Origin of the sequence: Wolbachia endosymbiont (group A) of Limnophora tigrina (assembly GCF_964263225.1) — a bacterium.
Classification (GTDB): Bacteria; Pseudomonadota; Alphaproteobacteria; order Rickettsiales; family Anaplasmataceae; genus Wolbachia.
In genome coordinates, this window is the sequence record NZ_OZ181654.1 from 455,735 (window position 1) to 477,929 (window position 22,195).

General features: G+C 35.4%; 15 protein-coding genes, 1 pseudogene and 1 riboswitch. Of the genes and pseudogenes, 2 read left to right on the forward strand and 14 right to left on the reverse strand.

Annotation, left to right across the window (positions count from 1 at the left end):
* Positions 1-5: 5 nt before the first annotated feature.
* The 4 genes from ACE38P_RS02115 to ACE38P_RS02130 all read right to left on the reverse strand — a co-directional run bounded on the left by ACE38P_RS02115 (position 6) and on the right by ACE38P_RS02130 (position 13,268).
* Positions 6-11,654 (reverse strand): ankyrin repeat domain-containing protein, encoded by an 11,649-nt coding sequence (locus tag ACE38P_RS02115; protein ID WP_374699416.1) that lies wholly within the window; start codon positions 11,652-11,654, stop codon positions 6-8.
* Between the two features lie 151 nt (positions 11,655-11,805).
* Positions 11,806-12,168, reverse strand: coding sequence for a helix-turn-helix domain-containing protein (locus ACE38P_RS02120; protein WP_374699417.1), 363 nt, complete (start codon positions 12,166-12,168; stop codon positions 11,806-11,808).
* A gap of 22 nt (positions 12,169-12,190) precedes the next feature.
* Positions 12,191-12,520: a helix-turn-helix domain-containing protein gene (locus ACE38P_RS02125; RefSeq protein WP_374699418.1), complete on the reverse strand. Its 330-nt coding sequence runs from the start codon at positions 12,518-12,520 to the stop codon at positions 12,191-12,193.
* A 49-nt stretch (positions 12,521-12,569) separates the two neighbouring features.
* Positions 12,570-13,268: a hypothetical protein gene (locus ACE38P_RS02130; protein ID WP_374699419.1), complete on the reverse strand. Its 699-nt coding sequence runs from the start codon at positions 13,266-13,268 to the stop codon at positions 12,570-12,572.
* Positions 13,269-13,700: 432 nt separating this feature from the next.
* Between ACE38P_RS02130 and ACE38P_RS02135 the strand changes: the two genes are divergently transcribed.
* Entirely contained in the window at positions 13,701-14,783 is a 1,083-nt protein-coding gene (locus tag ACE38P_RS02135; protein WP_374699420.1) for a hypothetical protein, read from the forward strand.
* Between the two features lie 188 nt (positions 14,784-14,971).
* Here ACE38P_RS02135 and ACE38P_RS02140 read toward each other — a convergent pair whose 3' ends face one another.
* The 3 genes from ACE38P_RS02140 to ACE38P_RS02150 all read right to left on the reverse strand — a co-directional run bounded on the left by ACE38P_RS02140 (position 14,972) and on the right by ACE38P_RS02150 (position 16,434).
* Complete coding sequence (locus ACE38P_RS02140; protein ID WP_374699421.1) at positions 14,972-15,334, reverse strand: helix-turn-helix domain-containing protein; 363 nt, start codon at positions 15,332-15,334, stop codon at positions 14,972-14,974.
* Position 15,335: 1 nt separating this feature from the next.
* Positions 15,336-15,671 carry a helix-turn-helix domain-containing protein gene (locus ACE38P_RS02145; protein WP_374699422.1) on the reverse strand — a complete coding sequence of 112 codons (336 nt, stop codon included), beginning with the start codon at positions 15,669-15,671 and terminating at the stop codon, positions 15,336-15,338.
* Between the two features lie 103 nt (positions 15,672-15,774).
* Complete coding sequence (locus tag ACE38P_RS02150) at positions 15,775-16,434, reverse strand: RadC family protein (protein ID WP_374699423.1); 660 nt, start codon at positions 16,432-16,434, stop codon at positions 15,775-15,777.
* A gap of 123 nt (positions 16,435-16,557) precedes the next feature.
* On the opposite strand from ACE38P_RS02150, the gene ACE38P_RS02155 reads away from it, so the two are divergent.
* Positions 16,558-16,692 (forward strand): hypothetical protein, encoded by a 135-nt coding sequence (locus ACE38P_RS02155; RefSeq protein ID WP_264729813.1) that lies wholly within the window; start codon positions 16,558-16,560, stop codon positions 16,690-16,692.
* A 428-nt stretch (positions 16,693-17,120) separates the two neighbouring features.
* Here ACE38P_RS02155 and ACE38P_RS02160 read toward each other — a convergent pair whose 3' ends face one another.
* The 7 genes and pseudogenes from ACE38P_RS02160 to ACE38P_RS02190 all read right to left on the reverse strand — a co-directional run bounded on the left by ACE38P_RS02160 (position 17,121) and on the right by ACE38P_RS02190 (position 22,175).
* On the reverse strand, positions 17,121-17,801 hold the full coding sequence (locus tag ACE38P_RS02160; RefSeq protein ID WP_319803546.1) for a thiamine diphosphokinase: 681 nt from the start codon (positions 17,799-17,801) through the stop codon (positions 17,121-17,123).
* The gene (locus ACE38P_RS02165; RefSeq protein ID WP_017532519.1) at positions 17,773-18,057 is read right to left on the reverse strand and encodes a SemiSWEET family sugar transporter; all 285 of its coding nucleotides are present in this window, start codon (positions 18,055-18,057) and stop codon (positions 17,773-17,775) included. The genes ACE38P_RS02160 and ACE38P_RS02165 overlap by 29 nt, the downstream gene beginning before the upstream one ends.
* Positions 18,042-18,144, reverse strand: a riboswitch (TPP riboswitch). Its footprint overlaps the gene before it by 16 nt.
* Before the next feature lie 76 nt (positions 18,145-18,220).
* Positions 18,221-19,089: pseudogene (locus ACE38P_RS02170) on the reverse strand (SPFH domain-containing protein).
* Positions 19,073-20,131: a M23 family metallopeptidase gene (locus ACE38P_RS02175; RefSeq protein WP_264375469.1), complete on the reverse strand. Its 1,059-nt coding sequence runs from the start codon at positions 20,129-20,131 to the stop codon at positions 19,073-19,075. The pseudogene ACE38P_RS02170 and the gene ACE38P_RS02175 overlap by 17 nt, the downstream one beginning before the upstream one ends.
* Positions 20,128-20,868 carry a YebC/PmpR family DNA-binding transcriptional regulator gene (locus tag ACE38P_RS02180; RefSeq protein ID WP_264687196.1) on the reverse strand — a complete coding sequence of 247 codons (741 nt, stop codon included), beginning with the start codon at positions 20,866-20,868 and terminating at the stop codon, positions 20,128-20,130. The genes ACE38P_RS02175 and ACE38P_RS02180 overlap by 4 nt, the downstream gene beginning before the upstream one ends.
* 7 nt (positions 20,869-20,875) lie before the next feature.
* Positions 20,876-21,562 (reverse strand): outer membrane protein assembly factor BamD, encoded by a 687-nt coding sequence (gene bamD / locus ACE38P_RS02185; RefSeq protein ID WP_010404795.1) that lies wholly within the window; start codon positions 21,560-21,562, stop codon positions 20,876-20,878.
* Positions 21,563-21,629: 67 nt separating this feature from the next.
* Positions 21,630-22,175: a hypothetical protein gene (locus ACE38P_RS02190; protein WP_374699424.1), complete on the reverse strand. Its 546-nt coding sequence runs from the start codon at positions 22,173-22,175 to the stop codon at positions 21,630-21,632.
* Positions 22,176-22,195: the final 20 nt, after the last annotated feature.

Below are 22,195 nucleotides of genomic sequence, written 5' to 3' on the forward strand. Positions count from 1 at the left end.
ACCTGCTATTTTAATAACGAGTAGCAGGTTTCTTTGCTTTTTTCATTTGTAATACCTTTTTCTATAAGAACACTCTGCATGTAAGTAGGCACTTGAATGCTACTATTAAACATGCTTTGCGGTTCAGAAAACAATCCGCTATTTAATATCTGGTCTTGCTCATCATTATAGGCTTTTTTAAATCTATCGATTTGCTTTTGACTTAAATTTTCTGAAAATGCCCTGTCTATATACGAGTCTAAAAGACTAGAAATTGTATCGTAATTGCCACTTGTAATTTTTGCTGTGATAGCTTTTTGTACTGCTAAAAAATCAATTCTTACTGATTTCCATGCTATACCACTGCTACGAGCTGCTTGCTTCATTACTTGCTCTAGCTTTTCCACTATACGTAAAGTACAGCCTATTGTCTCCTCTTTTGGTAAAGTACTGCTTTCATAAGCTCTGCATTTCATGTTGCATTTATTTCCATTGAACCAGCTATATAATACATAATAAAGCATCATGTCTGCATTACTAATATTCTCAAGCTTTTCTTGAATAATAGGTGTAGATGATTTACAGCTGGCCACCTTACCTGGTAAAAATGGCTGTTCAGTATTAGATACTGGCTGTATCCAACCTTTTATCCAAGAAACCCAGTTGCCTATCAGTGAAGAATGTCTACCTGCCCCACTACTTTGAAACTGACCTACAGTAGGCTGATCTACAAAAAGATGACTATGCCTGATATTAGCAACGTAATCGTGCTCTTTTTCTTCCAGAGCTTGCCTTAGGTATTCTACCACACTTACATGGTTTGCAGAAATAGCTAGATCAAGAGGTTTTTCATGATCAATACTGAGAAGATCAATATCTGCTCCTTTTTCCTCCACAAGAAATTTTACGGTTTCTAAATGACCATTACTAGCAGCACAGTGGAGAGGTGTCCAATTATCTGCACTTACAGCATTAACACTTATTCCTTTATCAAGGAAAAATTTTACAATATCTTTATGTCCATTCTCAGCAGCAATATGTAGAGGCATTTTACCACTCAGATCAACAGCATTAATATTTGCTCCTTTCTCTTCTACTAAAAATCTTACAGCTCCCAAATGACCATACCTTGCAGCATAGTGTAATGGTGTCCAATTGTCCTGACCTAAATCATTAACATTCATTCCCTGGTTTATTAAAAGTTCTATAACTTTTTGATGCCCACGTTCAGCAGCAATATGCAAAGGTTTTGCGTTATCAGCATCTACAGCATTAAAATTTGCTCCCTCAGCTAAAAGCGATTGGACAAAATCCAAATTACCAGAATGGGCAGCATAATGCAGTGGCGTCCAAATTAAATTAGTATCTGGATCATTAATGCTTAGCCCTTGCTGTACAAAAAGTAATACAATATTTTTATGTGAATTGCTAGCTGCAGAGTGTATAGGTTTTTTTCCATCGTTGCTTACAGCCTTAATATCTGCACCTTCTTCAATCAGAGATTTAACAACTTTCAAGCGGCCATGACGGGCAGCATAATGCAAAGGTGTTAATTTTTGATGATCAATATCATTAACATTTAATTCTTTTTGTATAAAAAATTCTACGACATTTTTATGCCCATGCTGGGCAGCAATATGTAAAGGCCCAGCACCGTAAGCATCTTTATTATTGATAATGTTTCTATCTTGACGAACAAGAAACCTAATAACCTCTAAAAGTTTACTATCATCAATGTGTTTATTATTCTTGCCTTTAGCAGCATAATATAAAGGTGTCCAATTGTCTTTGCCTTTGTCATCAATACTTAGCTGCTTTTGCACAACAAAAAATTCTACTATATCCTTATGACCATACTGAGCAGCATAATGCAAAGGTTTTGCATTACTAGAATCCTGAGCATTGACATTTGCTCCTCTACTTACAAGAAGTTTAATCACTTCCAAATTACCGCCCTTAGCAGCATAATGTAGTGGTATTTGGCTCTCTTTATCTTGATAGTTAACATTTAATCCTCTGCTAAGGAAAAACTCAATAGCGTTTTTATGTCCATGTTCAGCAGCAATATGTAAAGGACTCACACCGTTAATATCAAAAGCAATAATATTTGCTCCTCTACCAGCAAGAAATTCAATAACGTTTAAGTTACCACTTTTAGCAGCATAGTGCATCAATGTTCTATTATTCTTATCTTGGTCACTAACACTTAATTGCTTTTCTACAGTAAAGAACTCTACAATATCTTTATGACCGTATTGTGCGGTAATGTGTAAAGGCTTTAAATTGTTAGAATCTTTGGCATTGATATCTGCTCCTCTACTGATGAGAAATTTTATAACTTCTAAGTTACCACTCTTGGCAGCATAGTGTAATGGCGTCCACTTATTCTTATCTAAATCATTGACACTTAATCCCCTATTGAGGAAAAACTCTACGATATCTTTATGTCCATACTCAGCAGCAATATGCAAAGGTTTTGCTCCACTTATCGTTTGATCATGAATATTTGATCTAAAGTTAATAAGTAGTTTCACAACTTCTAAGTTACCACTCTTAGCAGCTTCATGGAGCGGGGTAAGGTAATCTTTATTATTTTTAGCATTAGTATAAGCCTTTTTTCTAAGAAGAAACCTGACAATCTCTAAATCACCACCTTGAGCAGCTTTATGCAATGGTGTTAAGTCATTATCATCTCTAGAGTTAACATCTGCACCTATATTAAAATAATATTCAACCTTTCTAAAATCTTTCTGACTTATCGCATCAAATAATCCTGCGTTTGAAAGAGCTTTCATGACTTCTAGGTGGCGCTTTTCTGTAGCAAGTTGTAACGGTGTTTTGCCATGAAAATCTTGAACATTAATATCCGCCTCTCTTTCTATAAGCAATTTCACAACCTCTGAGTGACCAGAATCAGCAGCATAATGGAGTGGTGTCCAGCTATTCCAACCAGAAGCATTAATATTTGATCCGCTGTTAAGCAAAAATTCCACTACGCCTTTATGGCCATATTGAGCAGCAATATGTAAAGGTTTTATGTAATGAGAATCAGCATTAACATTTGCCCCTTCTTCTACTAAAAGTTTTATGAGTTTTATGTGGTTTCTATAAGCGGCATAATGCAGTGGTGTCCAGTTATTGTGACCAGAATAATTAACATCAGCTCCTTCTTTAAGATAACCTCTAACTCTTTGTATGTCATTCCTTCCTACAGAATGAAACATAGCCTCATTTAACAGTAATTCAGTAATTTTTCCATTCTCTTTTTCTTTAGCAAGTTGTAATGGTGTTTTACCGTTTGAATCCCTTGCGTTGGTGTCTGCTCTCTTTTCTATTAGTAACTTTACAAGCTCAAAATAACCTTCCTCTGCAGCATAATGTAATGGCGTTTTATTATTTTTGCCTGCTTCACTAGCACTTACTCCATGTTCAAGCAAGAACTCAGCAACATTTTTGTACCCATTTTTGGTAGCAACATGTAACGGGCTTTCACCACTAATGCTTTTCATGTTTAGGTTCGCTCCTTTACTTTGTAAAAACCTTATCATCGATAAGTCGCCATTTTCTGCTGCAATATGCAACATTCCCCATCTCCACCTGTTAGTCACATCAACATCAGCTCCACTAGTAAGATATTCACTAATCTTGTCACGATCTCCCTGCTTAACAGCATTAAATAACGCCTTATCTTGTAACAATTTAATAATCTCAGGGTCAGTTGCAAGTTGCAATGGCGTGTTTTCTTCAGAATCTTGGATATTGATATCTGCGCCTTTCTCTATCAAAAATTCTACAACTGCTAAATGGCTTTTCTCAGCTGCTTGATGCAAAGCTGTTTTTCCACTTGCACCTTTGTCATCGATACTCAACCCTTCTCTGTTTTTCCTTAGGAAAAACTCCATCACATTTGTATGACCATATTGAGCAGCAACATGCAATGGCTTATTTCTGTTAGTATCCTTAAGGTTGATATCCGCGTCTTCTCCTACCAGAAATTCTACTACTGCCAAGCGTCCATGTCTAGCAGCATAATGAAGTGGTGTCCAATTATTCCTACCACGACTGTCAACACCCTCACTTTTCTCTTTCCCTACTATCAAAAACGCTACTACGTCTTCGTATCCATTCCTAGCAGCATAATGCAAAGGCTTTGCATTATAAGACTTAGCATCAACATTTGCTCCTTGCACCTTTAGAAGCCTAACGATTTCAATGTAACCTTTGCTAGCGGCATCATGCAGCAATGTCCAGTCATTTTCGTCTTTGTAGTTAGGGTCTGCTCCTTCAGCAAGATACTGTTCAACTTTACTTAGCTCTCCTTGTTTCACAGCATTAAATAATGCCTTATTACGCAATAATCTTGCTGCTTCTTGATGGTTTTTACCGCTTGCTAGTTGCAGAGGTGTTCTGTTGTCAGTACTTTTAGCATCAATATCTGCTCCTTTTTCTATCAGAAACTTTACAACTTCTGGATACCCTTTGTCAGCAGCGTAGTGTAGCATAGTCCAATCATTATTACCTTTATAGTTAATGTTTAGCTCATCTCCGTGCCACCTAAGGAAAAATTCTATAATACTTCTATGCCCGTTATCTGCAGCAATATGTAAAGGCTTATTTCCGTTAGAGTCTTGAGCATTAATATTTGCCCTCTTTGTTATCAGAAGTTCTACAACTGCCAAACCACCTCTGCTTGCGGCATAGTGAAGCGGTGTCCATCCATTTCTATTCGCATCATTAACACTAAGGCCAGCTCTTTCCTCTCTCAGAAAGAATTCTACTACGTTTCTACGACCGTAATCAGCAGCAATATGCAAAGGCTTGTTGCCATTTTGATCTCTAGTATTAATGTTCGCCCCTCCTGATATTAGAGTCTGAGCAACTCTTAGATGTCCTCTGCTTGCAGCTTCATGTAATACTGTCCATCCATTCTTATCTGAATAATTAACGTTAGCTCCATTATCAAGGTATCTTTCTACATCCTTTAAATTGCCCTGCTTTACAGCATGTAATAATGTTTTATTTTGTAATAATCTTTTAATTGGCCCTTCATTAGCTAGTTGCAGAGGTGTTAGATTATCATAGTCAATTGCATTAACATCTGCACCATTCTCTATGAGAAACTCTGCAACTTCAGGGTGGTTATACTTGGCAGCATAATGAAGCGGTGTCCAAGCATTTTTGCCCCTATCGTTAATGTTAGCACCTGCCTCATTCACACCATTTTTTCTACTGAGAAAGTATCTTACAACATCTAAAGAGCCTTTCTCGGCAGCAATATGCAAAGGTTTATTTCCATCTCTACTTTTAGCATCAATATTCGCTCCCTTCTCTTCCACTAAAGACCTGATTAATGGCAAATTATTTCTCACAGAAGCAGCATGTAAAAGCCCCCATCCCCATCTATTAGTAGAGTTTACATTAGCTCCATCTCTGAAAAAGTCTTGTACTCTCACTAAATTTCCTTCTTTCACAGCGTCAAAAAGTGCTTTATTTAACAATAACTCCTTGACTCCTTCATCCTGGGCAAGTTGTAGAGGTGTTTTGCCACCAGAGTTTTCTGCATTGATATTTGCACCTCTTGTTATCAGAAGCTCCACAACTTCCGACCTGCCATGCTCAGCGGCATAATGGAGTGGTGTCCAGCTATCTTTACCTAAATCGTTAACACTGAGCTTTCTATCAAGAAAAAACTTTACTATATCCGTATGTCCATTCTTTGCAGCAAGATGCAGAGGTTTATCCCCATCAGCATCTTTAAGATTAATATCTGCACCTTTTTCTCCTACTAAATATCGAACAACTTCAAAGTGATTGCTCTCAGCAGCATAGTGTAGTGGTGTTTTATTATCTTTACCTTTATCATTAACTTTACCATTAAGTAGGAGCTTCACAATGTTTATGTGGCCATATTGTGAAGCAATATGCAAAGGTTTGTCCCCATCAGAATTTTCAGCATCAATGCTTGACCCTCTTTCTACTAGAAGCAAAGCTATTAGCAAATGACCCCTTTTAGCTGCGTAATGCAACAGTGTCCAATCATTCTCACTTAGAAAATTGGGATCAGCTCCACTATCAAGATATCTTTGAACTTGAGTATATTCTCCTTGTTCTAAAGCATCAAGTAGTGCCTTATTTTGTAATGACCTGACAATTTCCTGATTATCGCTTACAAGCTCCAAAGGTGTTTTACCTTGAGCATTCTGAATGGTAATATTTGCACCTTCTTTGACAAGAAAGCTGACTATTTGTGAATAGTTGTTTGCACTAGCATAATGCAGTGGTGTCCAATCATCTTTGCCTTTATCGTTAACATCCATGTTCCGTTCCTTAATAAAGGACCTTACTATTGGTTGGTGCCCATTTTTTGCAGCAATATGTAAAGGCTTATCCTTCTCAACATTTTCAGCATTAATGTCTGCTTGATTGTTTGTCAAAAATGTTACAACTCCCAAATTTCCACCCTCAGATGCATGATGCAGAGGAGTCCACTTATTTAGATCAGCTGCATTTACATTAGCTCCATGTTCGATTAAAGGTTCAACTATATTTAAATAGCCATGTCGTGCAGCATGATGGAGAGAAGTTTCGTTGTTTTGATCGCGATAATCAACATCAGCTTTTGTGCCATTAACTTCCTTGTTAAGATAGCTTGTTACCTCCAATACTTCATCTCGTTTTACAGCATCAAACAGCCCTTCATTTAACAAGAACTGAATGACCTCAGACTCGCTTGCCAGATCTACCGGTGTTTTACCTTGAGAATCCTGAGCATTAATATTTGCACCTTTCTTCACAAGAAACTTTACAATTTCAATATGATCTTCTTTCGCAGCATGATGTAGAGCTGTCCAATTGTTTCTATCTTTGATATCGATAGCAGCTTCTTTTTCTTCAATCAGGTACTGTACAACATTAAGACTATTGCTTGCAGCAGCATAATGAAGTGGTGTCCACTTATTTTCCCCTTGCTCGTTAACACTTAATCCTTGTTGATCAATAAAAAATTCGACAATATCTTTGTACCCATTTTTTGCAGCAATGTGCAAAGGCTTTTCTCTGCTATCAGTTCTAGCATTAACATCTGCTCCTTTTACTACTAAAAACTCTGTAATTTTTAGATAACCATTAAGCGCAGCATAATGTAGTGGTGTCCAGCTATTTGAGTCTGAATAGTTAATATCAACTTCATTTGGAGAAAAGTCCTTGATTATATTAATGTCATCATCAAGGCCAGCCTGTTTTACAGTATTAAGTAGTTTTCTACTTCGTAATAATTTTGTAATCTCTTTATGGCTACTGCCTTTTTCCACCGCAAGATGTAATGGTGTTTCATTACTCAAACCTTTAGCATCAATACTTGCTTCTTTTTCTATAAGGAACTCTACTACTGCCAAGTGACCTTCGTAAACAGCATGGTGAATCGGTGTCCAACCTTTTTTATCTGGTTGATTAATATCTGCCTGATTATTGAGCAAAAGCTCTACAATATTTTTTTTGCCATAAGCAGCAGCAATATGTAAAGGTATCTTTTCATCAAAATCTTGAGTATTAATAGTTCCTGAATCTTTCTCTATGATTGCTTCTGCAGATCTTTGATATCCCAAACTAGCAGCATAATGTAACGGAGTCCACTTATTGCTTTCATACCAATACTCAAGATTAGCCCCCTCTTCAATACAATCTCTAACCTTTGATACATTATTTTGTCTTACAGCATCAATCAACGCTTTACCAAGTAGCGCCCCTTTGACTGCGCTATCTTCAGTAAGTTGTAATGGTGTCTGGCTGTCAGCATCTTCAACATAAATGTCTGCTTCCTTTTTTACTAAAAGATCTACCAGTTCCTTATGTCCCTTACTAGCTGCATAATGTAGCGGTGCCCAGTTATTTTTACCACGATCATTAACATCCATTTCTTTCTCAACAAGAAGAAAATTTACAATATCGTTATGCCCATGATCAGAGGCAAGATGTAGTGGCTTGTCACCATCATTAGTTCTAACATCAATATTTGCTCCTTTCTCTACTAAAAATCTGATAAACCTTTCATCATCTACCGATCTGTTTGCACCATGGTGTAGTGGAGTCCAGCCTTGAAGGTCTGAATGATTAATGTCAGCACCAGCATCAAGATATCCTTTAACCTCATCAAGATTTCCTTTTTTAACTGCTCCAAATACTTGCTCAAAAAGTGCCTCATTCAACAATAGCGATACAACTTCCTGATGTCCTCTCTCTCTCGCCAGTTCTAGCGGTGTTTTACCGCCTGAATTTACAGCATTAATATCTGCTTTTTTTTCCACCAGAAGCTTGACGATTGACAAATGTCCACCTTCAGCAGCATAGTGAAGGGGACTCCAATCACTTTTGCCTTTATTATTTATATTTAACAACCCCTTTTCGTTTTTAAGAAGAAGTTTTATGATATTTTCATGCCCACAATCAGCTGCAATGTGTAAAGGCTCATTATTGTCAGAATCTTTAGCATCAATAACAGTAGAGTCGTTATTTATAAGTACTTCTGCGGAGCTTTGATAACCTAAGTGAGCAGCATAATGAAGCGGTGTCCATTTTTTATCTTCATATGAATAATTAAGGTCAGCTCCAGAGGTAATATAATCTCTAACTTTTTCTATATCATTTCTTTTTACAGCATCAATTAATGCTTTACCCAGCACTATTCTTTTAATTACTTCGTAGCTTCCATTTTGAGCAAGTTGTAGCGGTGTCTTATTGCTAGAGTCAAGACTTTCAGCATTAATATTTGCACCTCTCTTTATTAAAAACTTTGTAAGCTCCTGGTGACCCTCAGAAATAGTATAGTGCAGTGGTGTCCACCTATTTTTTCCTTCTTCATCAACGCTTAACCCTTTTCTCTCTACAAAAAACTTCACAATTTCTGTGTGTCCATGCTTAGCAGCAACATGTATAGGCTTTTCTCTATCATTGGTTATAGTGCTTACATCTGCTCCTTTTTCGACTAAAAATTCCACAACTTTTAGATCACCATTAGAAGCAGCATAATACAGCGGTGTCCAATTATCTAAGTCCGAATAATTAACATCAATCTCACCTATGAAGAGATATTTAATACTATCAAGGTCATCATTAAGATTCTCCTGTTTTACAGCATTAAATAATGCTCTGCTTCGCAATAATTTTGCAACCTCCTTATGGCTATCACCTTTCTCATCTGCAAGTTGTAAAGGTGTTTCATTGCTTAAGCCCTTGGCATCAATATTTGCTCCTTTTTCTATAAGAAACTTCACTACTGCTGGATGACCTTTATCAGCAGCATAGTGTAGAGGTGTCCAACCATTTTTTCCCTTACTTTCAATAAGCTCAGCCTTATTTTCATTTGGATGTTCTCTAAAAAAAAATTCCACAATATTCTTGTGACCATATTCAGCTGCAACATGCATAGGATTACTATCTTCAAAATCTTTAGCATCAATAATGGTAGCATTGTTCCTTACAAGAATTTCTGCTGATCTCTGATAACTTAAGCCAGCAGCATAGTGTAATGGCCTCCATCGTCTGTCTTCATATGAATATTTAACATCAGCTCCCTCAGAAATGAGATTTGTAACTTTTGATCTATTATCTTCTCTTACAGCATCAATCAATGCCTTGCCCAGTATTATGCCTTTAATTTCTTCATTATCTCCACTCTTGGCAAGATCGAGCGGAGTTGTACTATTAGAGCTGTCTGCATAAATGTCTGCTTCCTTTTTGATTAAAAACTCTACCAAATTCTTGCTGCCCTTGTTGACAGCATGGTGTAGAGGTGTGAAATTTTCCTCCCCACGATCATTAACATCTAACCTCTTCTCCTCAATAAAAAACTTTACAATATTTCTATGCGCATGACTGGAAGCAACGTGTAATGGTTTATCCCCACTGTAAGCTGTAGCATTAGCATCTGCTCCTTCTCTTACTAACAGTCTAACAAGGCCTACAGCTTCTGGAATTCTGTTAGCAGCGTGGTGTAATGGAGTCCAACCATCATGATCTAAGTGGTTAATCTCAGCTCCATCATCAATATACTCTTTAATCTGCCTAAGGTTTCCTTCCTTCACAGCGTTAAACAATAATTTGTTTAATAGCAATTTTACAATTGTCTGATGGTTATTATCCCTAGCTAGTTGTAATGGTGATTTACTGTCAGTATTTACTTCATTGATTTCTGCTCCTTTTTCTACTAATAGTTTTGCAATTCTAAAATGTCCCTTATCAGCAGCAATGTGTAGAGCAGTGGAAGCATTTTTGCCCTGAATATTAATATCTGCCTCATTATCCAGTAATAGCTTTACAATATTTTCCTTACCATAATCAGCAGCAATGTGTAAAGGTGTGTTATTTTCAGAATCTCTAGCATCTAAAGTGGAATTATTATTTACAAGCAATTCCGCTGATCTCCGATAGCCTAAGCTAGCAGCATAGTGTAATGGTGTCCACTTATTCTCCTCACGCGAATAATTAACACTTGAACGATCAATATATTCTTCAACCTTTGGGATATTATTTTGTTTTACAACATCAATTAACGCTTCACCTAACAAAATTTTTCTAACCTCTGTGTCATTAGCAAGTTGTAATGGTGTTTTACTCTCAGAATCTTCTGCTTTAATGTTTGCTCCTTTTTTTACCAAAAGCTTTACGAAATTTACGTAACCTTTACTAGCTGCGTGATGAAGGGGCGTTTGTCTACTTTTATCTCGAGCGTCAATGTCAACATCATCTTTTGTAACTAAATATTTCGCTAGTTCTATGCTATTATTGCTGGCTGCATAGTGCAGTGGTGTCCAATTATCCTTACCTTGATTGTTAGTGTTCAATCCTTGCTCATCAATAAAGAACTTAACAGTGTTTTCGTAAGTTTTTTCTGCAGCAATATGTAGTGGTTTATTTCCATCAAAATTTTTAGTGTTAACATTAGCTCCTTTCTCTATCAAAAATTTAGTGAACTCAAGATCTTCAGGGCTATGACTGACAGCATGGTGCAGAAGTGTCCATCCATCTTTTTGGCGTGCATAATTAATATCAGCCCCATTATCAAGCTGAGTTTCTACTTTAGTTCGATCTTTGTCCTTGACAGCTGCAAGCAGCAATTCATTTTTTAATAAATCTGCAACCTCATCATGTCCACCTTTATTTGCAAGCTCCAATGGTGTTTCGTTATCAGAGTTTTTAACATTAATTTTTGCTCCCTTTTCTATGAGAAACTCTACAACTGGTAAATGCCCTTCCCTGGTAGCATAGTGCAGCGGAGTAGACTGATCTGTGGTTTTAGAATTAATCAATGATTCTTGTTGTTGTTTTTCTACTAGAAGCTTTGCAATCTCTAGGTACCCTTTATTCGCAGCATAGTGTAAAGGGGTCCAATTGTCTTTGCCTTTTCCTTCAACTTCTACTCCTTTATCAAGAAAAAACTTTACAATATCTCTATGTCCAAAATCAGCTGCAATGTGAATGGGCTTGTTTCCATCATTAGTTTTAATGTTAAGGATTGCGCTTTGATTACTTACTAAAGATTTTGCTATTTCTAAGCTGCCAAATTTAGCTGCATAGTGCAGTAAGCCCCAGCCATCTTGGCCAACAATAGTAAAATTGCTTCCTATTGCGTTCTTATCATCACGCCTTATACCCTGCATTATATGTTCAGATATAGTCATTTCCAGCCTCCAATACCTATATTAATAAACCCTTAGACCACTGAAAAACTTTATAAGTCAGTACTCTAAGCTTTCATGTATATTCTAAATATTATATGGTGTAAACATTTATTATAAAAAGACTATACTCTTTTATACTTTGAAGTTTGCATTATTTATTAGCAAGAGCCTTTATTACTGAATGAACAATATCACGCAACGTTCTATCCTTAACTTTTCTATATTCTCTTACTAATCGTGATATTTCTTCGCTACCTACATCGCTACGAAAGGCCTTATCATGTAAATCCTCAGAAGCTTTGGTAAAAAAATATGACATATCAACAGACAAAGCTTCTGCCAAATTATACAATCTATCAACTACAAGCCTTACCTCTCCAGTTTCATATCCTTGTATATGCTGAAATGAAATTCCAAGCTTTTTTCCTAAGTCCCTTTGACTAAAACCACACATTAGCCTTCTTTTCCTTATCCTTTCCCCTATTTGCTTATCGATAGGATGTTGTATAGTCATTTTACGTATCAGATAATATTAACTATGTATTATCACTTTGAGAAAAAGATTTTACCAATATATAAACTGCACTACGTAACCTTTTGCTCTTAATTTCGTTATATCCTTTGACTAACTTTAGTATTTCTTCATCATAAGCTTCATGTGAGTTGTCATGCACATCATTAAAAAAATCAGCAATATCTATCGATAGTGCTTTTGCTAAATCATATAATCTACTGGCCAAAACACAATTTGAACCATTTTCGTACTTTTGTATCTGTCTATATGAAACACCTATTCTCTTTCCCAATTCGGTCTGTGTCAAAGCACGGTCTAGCCTTAATTGTTTTATTTTCTTACCTAACTGCACTTTCATTCCTTACTCAAACCTGCAACAAATTTTATGAAGTGGAAAAAAGCTAGCAAAGTAATTGCTTTAATAATTTCTGCCTCTCGCTAATTAAATTGTTTGGCCTTATGTATTTTTTCTCAATCTCCCTCATCTCTTTTTCTCGTTCTGCAATGCTATTTCGTATTACCTCAGCTGAATATCTGCTCTTGCCACTTGCAAACTCTGATCTTAGTCTTCTAACCTTGTATTCGAGCTCAGCAAATCTTTCGTGTTGCTCAAGAAGTTCTATCATATGACTAATTTCAGAATTTAGCTTTTTTTCCTCAACATCTCTCACAATAAAAGAAAGTAGAAGCTTATCTATTTGGTAATCAATATTTGGTTGAGCAGCAAATAGATCGATTATGGCTTTTACGTCAGTGGGATTTGCAACTAATAAGCTAAAATTACTACATAGAAAACTATAGAACTTTATCGTCTTCACAAGATAATTTTTCATATCTTGTGATAATTGCAATTCTTTGTGAATTCCTGACAGCAATATTTTTAATTCTTTCAAGTATTCTACATTAAAATTACCTACTTCTGTAGGTAAAAGGATCATTAACAGCTTTTTTACAAGCTCAACATCATTTGATTTTACTGCATTATAAAGAGCTTTACCCTTATCTTCTTTTAAATCATAAAGCTCTGATGAGTTATCTATACTGAACAAATAATTTGTTACTTCAGTATTTCCTTGAGGAGAGTAGATTAAAATGTCCACTTCTCTTAGCGGGTGATCATCATTAAACTTTTCTAACAGCTCTTTATCGGTAGTTTCTTCTATTGCTACAGCTGCTTTACTGATCTTTTTCAGCTCAGCAATATTATCTCTTGAATTTTCAAGTATATCTTTAGCCTTTTCTAGGAGCTGCTAATATAGAATTACTTTTTCTTCATCATCGAGTAGATGACAATGCTTCTTCAACTTTTTAGTGGAGTAAGATAGAATATCCATTTTTTTCAATTTTACAATCACAATACCCCATTTTTGTTGAAACTGAAATAATTTTTACAAGATGTGTTTTTTTATATGAAATGCCTGTAAAACTTGTTATAAACATATATAGTAAATCGACAAGTCGTATAATATTAATAATTAAATAATATTTATCACGATATGATCGAATATTGATTAAATTACGTGGGGGTTACAATGAAAAAAATAAAAAGTAAAAAATTGTCTAGAGAAACATTAAAAGCGATAAAGCTGGTAGCAAAAGAAGGATTATTACCTAATTTTATAAAAGCTGCTCCAATAGCAAATAAAAAGATTAGTAAATCACCTGCTTTAGCATATCCTGAAGAGCTCAATCCATTTCAATCAGCTTTATGCAAGATAAGGCTAAATGAATATGAAGATATGAAATTAAGTGAATTCTTGGAAAAAGCTATTGCAGCTAAAAATATAAACGAGTTAAGTAAAGTTGTCGATGAAGTTTTGAACTTAGGAATAAGGATAAATGCTGCCAATAAAGATGGCTTTAGCTTCGCTAACGTTACAATGTTTAAGATGTATAGTGATAAATTCAAAGGAAATAAACAAGAAGATATAATCAGGAAGTTAGCCTTAAATGGAGCAGATTTTAATGTACAGGTCGATAAGAAAATAACTGAAATTCATCAAAAGGTGCAAAAAGAAATTGAGCCACAAATATATAGTCGACTCAAAAGGCTCAGGGAAGTTGGAGAGAACGCTACCATAGCAGGAACTGTTGAAAATGTAGAAATTGACAATAAGACCTTCTATATGGAATTTTCGCATAGCTGCATAGTTGATGTTGCAAAAGTTGTAGAAGGTGCAAAAAATTTGGGCCTAAGCAAAGGAGATTTAAATCTCGGTGGCAATATCATAAAAATAGGTGAGGGTGGAGTTGAAGTCAAAACTGGAAAAGACGGTGAAAGAAATTACGTAGATATATCGGATAACAGCGCTTTTACAGTAACACTTTACACTAGCCTAGGAGAGCTAAATTTAATGGTATATCATAACACAGAAAACTATCATCACGTACAAGTTAAAGTGGAAGATAAAGAGATGTGGAATGAGTTGCAAAAAATAGGAGAAATCGTAGGAAAAGGTTGTTTATTTGGTGGAATGTCTGTTAAAGAAGCAGTAGAAAAAGGCAACTTTATTAGATGTGGAAAATGTAGTGAGCAAAAATCTAGAAGCAGTGAGACTTTTTCTTGGGTAGATAAATTAAAAGACAACAAAACGACATCTGTGGAACGTTCTTGATTGGAGGCAAGTAGCTATGTTTCACGTAGCTACTTGTATATCAGAAATAAATGGTAAATAATTTAACTATTACAAAGTAAAGTAGTTTTTAAAACTTAATCCAATTTACCATAAACAATTTACTTTGGTTAGCATTGCTTGTAGAAGTGTTTTATATTATAAAAAATACCTAGACTTTAAAATTTGTATTATTTGTTAGCAAGAGCCTTTATCACTAAATGAACAATATCACGCAATGTTCCATCCTTAATTTTCTTATATTCTCTCACTAGTCTTGATATTTCTTCGCTACCTACATCTCTATGAAAGGCCTTATCATGCAAGTCTTCAGAGGCTTTGGTAAAAAAATATGACATATCAACTGACAAAGCTTCTGCCAATTTATATAACCTATCAACTATAAGTCTAACTTCTCCAGTTTCATATCCTTGTATATGCTGAAATGAAATTTCAAGCTTTTTTCCTAAGTCTCTTTGGCTAAAACCACACATTAGCCTTCTTTTCCTTATCCTTTCCCCTATTTGTTTATCAATAGGATGTTGTATGGTCATTTTACGTATCAGATAATATACTTTGAGAAAAAGATTTTACCAATATATAAACTACACTACGTAACCTTTTGCTCTTAATTTCGTTATATCCTTTGACTAATTTTAGTATTTCTTCATCATAACTTTCATGTGAGTAGGCATGCATATCAGTAAAAAAATCAGCAACATCAATCGATAAGGCTTTTGCTAAGTCATATAGTCTACTGGCTAAAATGTAATTTGAACCATTTTCGTACCTTTGTATCTGTCTATATAAAACACCTATTCTTTTTCCTAGTTCAGTTTGTGTCAAACCACAGTATAGCCTAAGTTCCTTTATTTTTTTGCCTAATTCCACCTTTCATTACTAATTTTAGCTGTTCAAGCTTACATTGAATTTTTTAATTTATGAAGTGGAAAAAAAGAAGGAAAGCTAGAGAACTTTCCTTCCGATCTACAGATTACAACAAACCACTGTCATAAAAACTAAAGTGGCTCTTCTGTGTTACGATTATATGATCTATCAATTTCATTCCTACATTTTCACAGGTTGCAGCTAATGTAAGTGTGTTATCCTCATCCTCTTTTGATGGCTCTATATCTCCACTTGGATGATTATGTGAAATTGCAACAGATGCTGCGTCAATCAGTAATCCCTGTTTTATTATTTCCCTCACATACAGAGGTACTCTATCTATAGTTCCACAGTCTTGAATATACTCATATATTAAATGACCACTTCTATCTAAGTATATCACTCGTAAGCTTTCCTTTCTTGACTGTCCTATTGCTGCTTTAAAGTATTTTAATAGCTCTTCTCTATTATCAAGAATCGACAGCTTTTTTAACTTACCTTTCAATATCCTATCAAAAATCTCTTTCAGACAAAAGATACTTGCTATTGCTCCATCGTTCATTCCTGTAACATTCTTTAGCTCATGAAAGTCAGCATTAATCACCCTTCCTAGACTACTAAAGAGCTCCATTAGCCTTTTGGCAACTTCTCTTCCTTCTGTGTATGCAGATAGATTACGTTCCAGTAGCTCATGGTCAAGCAAAGACCTACCTCTGCTTGATAGAATACGAGTTTCTAATTTTTCTTTTCTCTCACTATTATTCATAAAAACCTCCAAGGTCAACATTATATACAAACTCAACGCCAGCTTTCTGACGCAGTAGTTCTCGAGGAATAACCCTTTTGAACTCTAAATTTGCAATGTTGTCCTTGTTGCTTGGGCACTGGGATGACACCTCTGGGCACTGCCGTCATAAAGGAACCAGTGTCAGCTATTCGGATGACACCATCTTGGATGGAAATAACGTCACGCACTGGAATGACAGCAGCAGATACTGGGGACAGGAAAAGGCCACTTAAATGACAAGAAAAGGCTACTCGGATAACAAGAAGGGGAACACCGGTTTCAATACTTGCACATTAAAGTTTCTAGGTTTGAGTAGTGGAATCCGATTCAGTGTGAAAATTAGCAAACTCCTTTTTGAGCTGTAGAATAAAATTTTTTATTTTAATGAAAAAATTGCTTCCGCATACTCAAGATGCCATTATAATGATGGTAGAGATATTTAGAGAGCTCAAAATCTATCTCAGTCTGCAGACCTTTTAACCAATTTTTCGATAAAAATTCAGCCACATCTGTTGTGTGTACATTCTGAATCTTTTTTATACAGGAGGATTTTATGTCCAGAATTCCAGATATTTGACCTTTACTTTAGCTAATAACAGGCGCCTGTAGTTTTTATAATTAGTGTTAACACGGTTTTTCTACTTTTTTTTTCTTAATGTTTTAACTCAATACACACCATCATCATTTACTGCTTCTAAATATATCATTGCTAAACACACGCCGCTGTGTATTTCTATAGATAACTCATTGCCTAAACTTCGATTAAAGCAAGAATTCTTTCCTGGAAAAGCAAGGTGACTAAGGTACAGTTCCCATTGTAATCCTTTAGTTGATATTTGAGCTTTCGGTATACCAAGTAAGGATATTTTAGTATTTTTTAGCAAAGAGGAAAAATAGCTAATACCTTTTTGTAAGGCGTACCCCACCATGGGAGGCGAAGGCATATAAAAGATACTATCTGTACTTAAAAAAAAGTTAATATTTTGTAGTATATGATCAATTGCTCCTCCAGTAATACCCGTTACTATTGATGGCAATAACTTTACTGTTTTTAAGTGAGCCATTGCTTTAGAAAAGTCGCAATAATCTTGATCAGGTAGATATACTGTATTTAAATTAGCACGTAAATTCGGATTTATACTATCCAAATCTCCTATTACAAGATCAGGTTTTACGCCAATTGATAGAAGCTTATTTGCTCCTCCATCTACAGCAATAACAGGTATATCTTGTTTAAAAAACGATGAATCAGGTATTTCTCCATTTAGTACTACAATAGAACGATATTCTTGCTCCACGCTACAATGTAGCATATGGTTATAAAACGCTTCGTGCAGTTTTTGCATCGTAGTAACATTTTTGAACAATTGATATTATACTGATCACTAATCCAGCAATATTACTGAGTATCACAAAAGTTAAACCCTGACAAATACCGTAAATAAGCCAAGATGATGAACAAATAAGATAATTCACCAACATTAGCATCGATACGTCACGAGTAAGTTTTGTGATATATGCTCTATATACTTGAGGCAATAACCCAATGAGAGATGTAATGAACGCGATGAAGCCAAAGCATTCTTCAATATTTATATACATTTTCCTACGTTTGTTTTAACAAGATCAGGTTCAAAGGGTTGTACTTTATGTACTCTCAGCTTTTTTAGAGCACCCCTAATGCGTGTAATTTATAACATCATTTAGTCTATTAATCAAGAAATTAACAGTGACTTGCATTCATGAAACCCAATCGGCTTCTATGCTAATTATTATCCAAACTAATAGTCGGCTGTGCATCCTGCTCAGAGATCAGAGCAACTAGCAAATTGTTTATCAATTGAACCTTTTGTTTTCCATCCATTGTAAGCTTTTATTTTTTTCAAAATGGGCTATTACTTCTTCGATAATTCCTATTGCATTTTGCACTATATGCCTTCTTGCAGAGGTGATGGCATGTGCTTGTTGACGTCTCAGCATTGCTTGTGCAATCTCAGATGAATACGCCAAATGCGATATTCTCGCTTCTGTAATTTCAATTCCAGCAATATTCAATCTTTGTTGTAGCATTGATCTCAATTCATTTGAAATTTTATCAGAATTTTTACGCAAAGATTCCTCATCGTTTTCGCTATCATACGGATAATTACTTGCCAGTTCTCTAATTACCGAGTCACTTTGCACAAAAACAAAATCATGATAATTATTAACATTATAATATGCCTTCGCAGGACTGCTCACTCTCCAAACAATTACTACTGAAATCTCTATCGGACTTCCATTAGCATCATTAACTTTAATTTTTTCTGTATTGATATTCTGAAATTTCAAAGAAACTCTATATTTACTCGAAAATGGAAGCGTTACGCATATTCCAGACTTAAAATAAGTTCCAATATAATGACCAAAAAACTCTATCACTCTTGCTTCATTAGGATCATTAACGAAAAATCCTTGAGAAAAAGTCAATATTGAAACAGCAGCAACTCCAAGTGCAATTGTGCTGTCATACACAAAAAGTACCAATAAAATTAACCCTAGCGCTATTAGTACAGGAAAAGCCCGAATTTTACTTAGATTTCTATCATTTATTGTATTTTTATCTGTACTGTCTTCATCAGATTGCTTTTTCACTTGCACCCTCTCTGCTGATTATTTCATCTACCTTACTTACAAATAATTTAAACTCTCTTAATTCACGATCAGGCAACTTTATCTCATTGCCATGAGCTATCGTAAGCGGATCAATATGTTTACCATTATATATAACTTCATAATGTAAATGAGGTCCTGTTGCAACACCAGTGCTGCCAACATAAGCAATGATTTGTCCCTGCTTTACTTTAGAGCCTAACTTTACATCGCTACTAAATTTGCTTATATGTGCGTAACAAGTTGAATATTTATTGTTGTGCTTTATTTTGATGTAATTCCCATAGCCACCATTCTTTCCTATATATTCTATTACACCTTCTGCAGTGGCGTGTATAGGAGTGCCAAGTTTAGCTGCATAATCTACTCCTTTATGAAAAGCAATTTTACCATGAATGGGATGCTTTCTATTACCAAAATTCGAGGATATACGAAAATCTCCGTTTAAAGGATTTACAAAAATTTCGCTACTCTTCAAGCTTACCCCCTCTTTATTAAAATACACTTCTTTTGCTTCTTGTGACTCATAATGATACAAGCTAATGACCTTTTTATCTGTTGTCAGTGAAGTATATAAAATTTTTTCTTCAGCCTTCTGATTACTGAGTGATTTTTCACACAGCACCTCCAATTTGCTTTTGGGCACAATGTCTTTTTTAAAATCTACACCATAACCTTTATATATGTCGATTAATCTCATTACTGTATTTGGCGCCAAACCTTCTGCGTCAAAAAAAGAGGATTTTATGTCACTGGATATGAATAACAACTTTCTATCACTTTCTGTCACCAAAGCAGCTTTTTTTTTCCTGATCCCGTGCTGAAGTAACGCTGGAAAGTGGTTTAGGTTGCTTTCTGTTATTCCAGTGCTTGAACAGTTTTTTAATCGAAAATGTTGTATAGCGTGCTGTTTACAATCAATTTCCAGTGTCTGGGCACTGGAATGACAATAGTATTTCTGCGCAAATGTTTCAGTTGCATATGCTGGTAAAATACAAAGCAGTGGAAGTATTACCAGCCTCATAGTTTATCAGCAAAAATAAAATTACCTTCAACATACTGCACATCATCATTATCTTCTAGCTCTTCAACTAATGTAGATAATTTATCAATTAATTCTTTGTCGCTCACTTCAATCAGGTCCTTTGGTTGCCATGAAAGACGAGCAAGTTCTGGTTCTCCAAATTTTGTATAGAAAGCATCACGCACTCTACCAAAATCTTTCACTTCACAAGTTATAACATATAATTCTTCCTTGTTATTTTCCTCAACATTCAATACTTCTAATTCAATTCCATAGTTAAATAAATCTTCAAAATTTATACCCTCTGCTTTATAGACAATTAAGCCTACATGATCGAAAAGGTAACTCACACATCCTGTTTCTCCCAAATTACCGCCTTTGCGAGAAAAGATATAACGTATCTCAGAAGCAGTTCGGTTGCGATTATTTGTCAGAGCATGGACAATAAGTGCAGCACCAGAAGGTCCGCAGCCTTCATATTGTATTTCTTCATAACTTTCTCCAGCAACGTTACCAGCTGCATTTTTTATTGCTGTTTCTATTTTATCTTTTGGTAGATTTTCCTTTCGCGCAGAAAAGATAGCAGAGCGAAGACGTGGATTAAGCTCGGGATCAGGTAGCCCTTGTTTTGCAGCAACTGTTATTTCCCTAATGAGCTTCGTAAATTTTTGCGAGCGCTTTGCATCCTGAGCACCTTTTCGATGTTTTATATTTGAAAACTGTGAATGACCAGCCATAAGAAAACTAATTCACCCCTTCTACTAACATATTTTCATACTGCTCAGCTTCTAAGTCAAGGCCAAGAGCTAAGTGAGCTGTTATTAAATAACTAATAACTCTAGAAGAATATTTAGAATCTTTATCGCTTATCATATCTTGAAAACGCTTAATTGCTGCTAAATATTCACCACGCTTTAGGTAAAATTCACCAATAGAATACTCTTTTTTTGATATATGTTCTGTGATTAATTTTTCTTTTTCTTTGATCTCTTCTATATATTCGCTATTCGGAAAAAGATTAATATATTCAGTAGCTAGCTCTAAAGTTTTATATGCAATTTGTTGCCCAAGCTGCACTTTGTTAATTTGCATGTAATAAGATAATACTCTTAAGTAATATACATATGGCAAATCTTCACCATTTGGATAAACGTATATATAATCATCCATATCACTTGCAGCACCGCTGTATTTACCCATATTATAGTGAGAAACCCCAGACAATAATTTGGCTTTCATTGCCCAATAAGATAAAGGATACAAATCCTCTATCTTTTGAAATGCTCTAATAGCTTGCTTATATTTTTTCTGATCATAAAGCTTAACTGCCTCCTCATATAGTTCAGTTTCAGTGTGTTCAAGATCATTCGCATACGACTGCGTGAAGGGGCAAGTCAGAAGAAAAAAGCATATGATTAAAGTCTTATACATAAGATTTTTTTTGATCAAAATAAAGTATAGACTAAATATTACCTAAATAAACAAATTTTTGGCATTATCATCGAACGAAAAGCGTCTCTTGGCCACCATTACCTATATTGCTCGCACCACCACCTATTGCAACACCCTTTCCACTCACTTCTACGTTCTCTAGCTTTCTACTATAAGAATGTGTGATCAATCCACTTCCTACCATCAAAAGAGCAATACCTACCAGACCTAAAGCAGGCCCAACAGCAGATGATGCTAATGCTACTCCAGAAATCAATATTATTTTCCTGATTAGTAATAAAGAAGAACCAGCGAGCATTAACTTAGCTGAAGACATATTGCTTGTCTTTTTTTCAAACTTCTCATCAAAGTCTTGCTCTTTTTCTACTTCATATTTTTTACTTTTCTTGTACTCGCGATAGCAGAAAGTAGCACTCGCTACAAAGTAAAATAGACTAGAAATTGAAAAAGCTACGTCTCCTATTATTCCTTGCTCCAATGCTTCACCTACTATGCTAGCCACAATAACTAATGTAACTAAAGCAGCATCAGCATAGTTAAAGTGGAGAGTAGACCGGCGGAGCTTCCCCACCAGTCTCTCGCAGAACTGCACGGAAACCTCTCGGCTTATAC

What these genes read in the sequence shown, in the direction of transcription:
- ACE38P_RS02140 (WP_374699421.1), bottom strand. Translation starts at nt 15,334, where the DNA reads ATGACCATACAACATCCTATTGATAAACAAATAGGGGAAAGGATAAGG.
- ACE38P_RS02175 (WP_264375469.1), bottom strand. Translation starts at nt 20,131, where the DNA reads ATGAGGCTGGTAATACTTCCACTGCTTTGTATTTTACCAGCATATGCA.
- ACE38P_RS02115 (WP_374699416.1), bottom strand. Translation starts at nt 11,654, where the DNA reads ATGACTATATCTGAACATATAATGCAGGGTATAAGGCGTGATGATAAG.
- ACE38P_RS02155 (WP_264729813.1), top strand. Translation starts at nt 16,558, where the DNA reads ATGACACCTCTGGGCACTGCCGTCATAAAGGAACCAGTGTCAGCTATT.
- ACE38P_RS02165 (WP_017532519.1), bottom strand. Translation starts at nt 18,057, where the DNA reads ATGTATATAAATATTGAAGAATGCTTTGGCTTCATCGCGTTCATTACA.
- ACE38P_RS02160 (WP_319803546.1), bottom strand. Translation starts at nt 17,801, where the DNA reads ATGCAAAAACTGCACGAAGCGTTTTATAACCATATGCTACATTGTAGC.
- ACE38P_RS02135 (WP_374699420.1), top strand. Translation starts at nt 13,701, where the DNA reads ATGAAAAAAATAAAAAGTAAAAAATTGTCTAGAGAAACATTAAAAGCG.
- ACE38P_RS02120 (WP_374699417.1), bottom strand. Translation starts at nt 12,168, where the DNA reads ATGACTATACAACATCCTATCGATAAGCAAATAGGGGAAAGGATAAGG.
- ACE38P_RS02180 (WP_264687196.1), bottom strand. Translation starts at nt 20,868, where the DNA reads ATGGCTGGTCATTCACAGTTTTCAAATATAAAACATCGAAAAGGTGCT.
- ACE38P_RS02150 (WP_374699423.1), bottom strand. Translation starts at nt 16,434, where the DNA reads ATGAATAATAGTGAGAGAAAAGAAAAATTAGAAACTCGTATTCTATCA.
- bamD (WP_010404795.1), bottom strand. Translation starts at nt 21,562, where the DNA reads ATGTATAAGACTTTAATCATATGCTTTTTTCTTCTGACTTGCCCCTTC.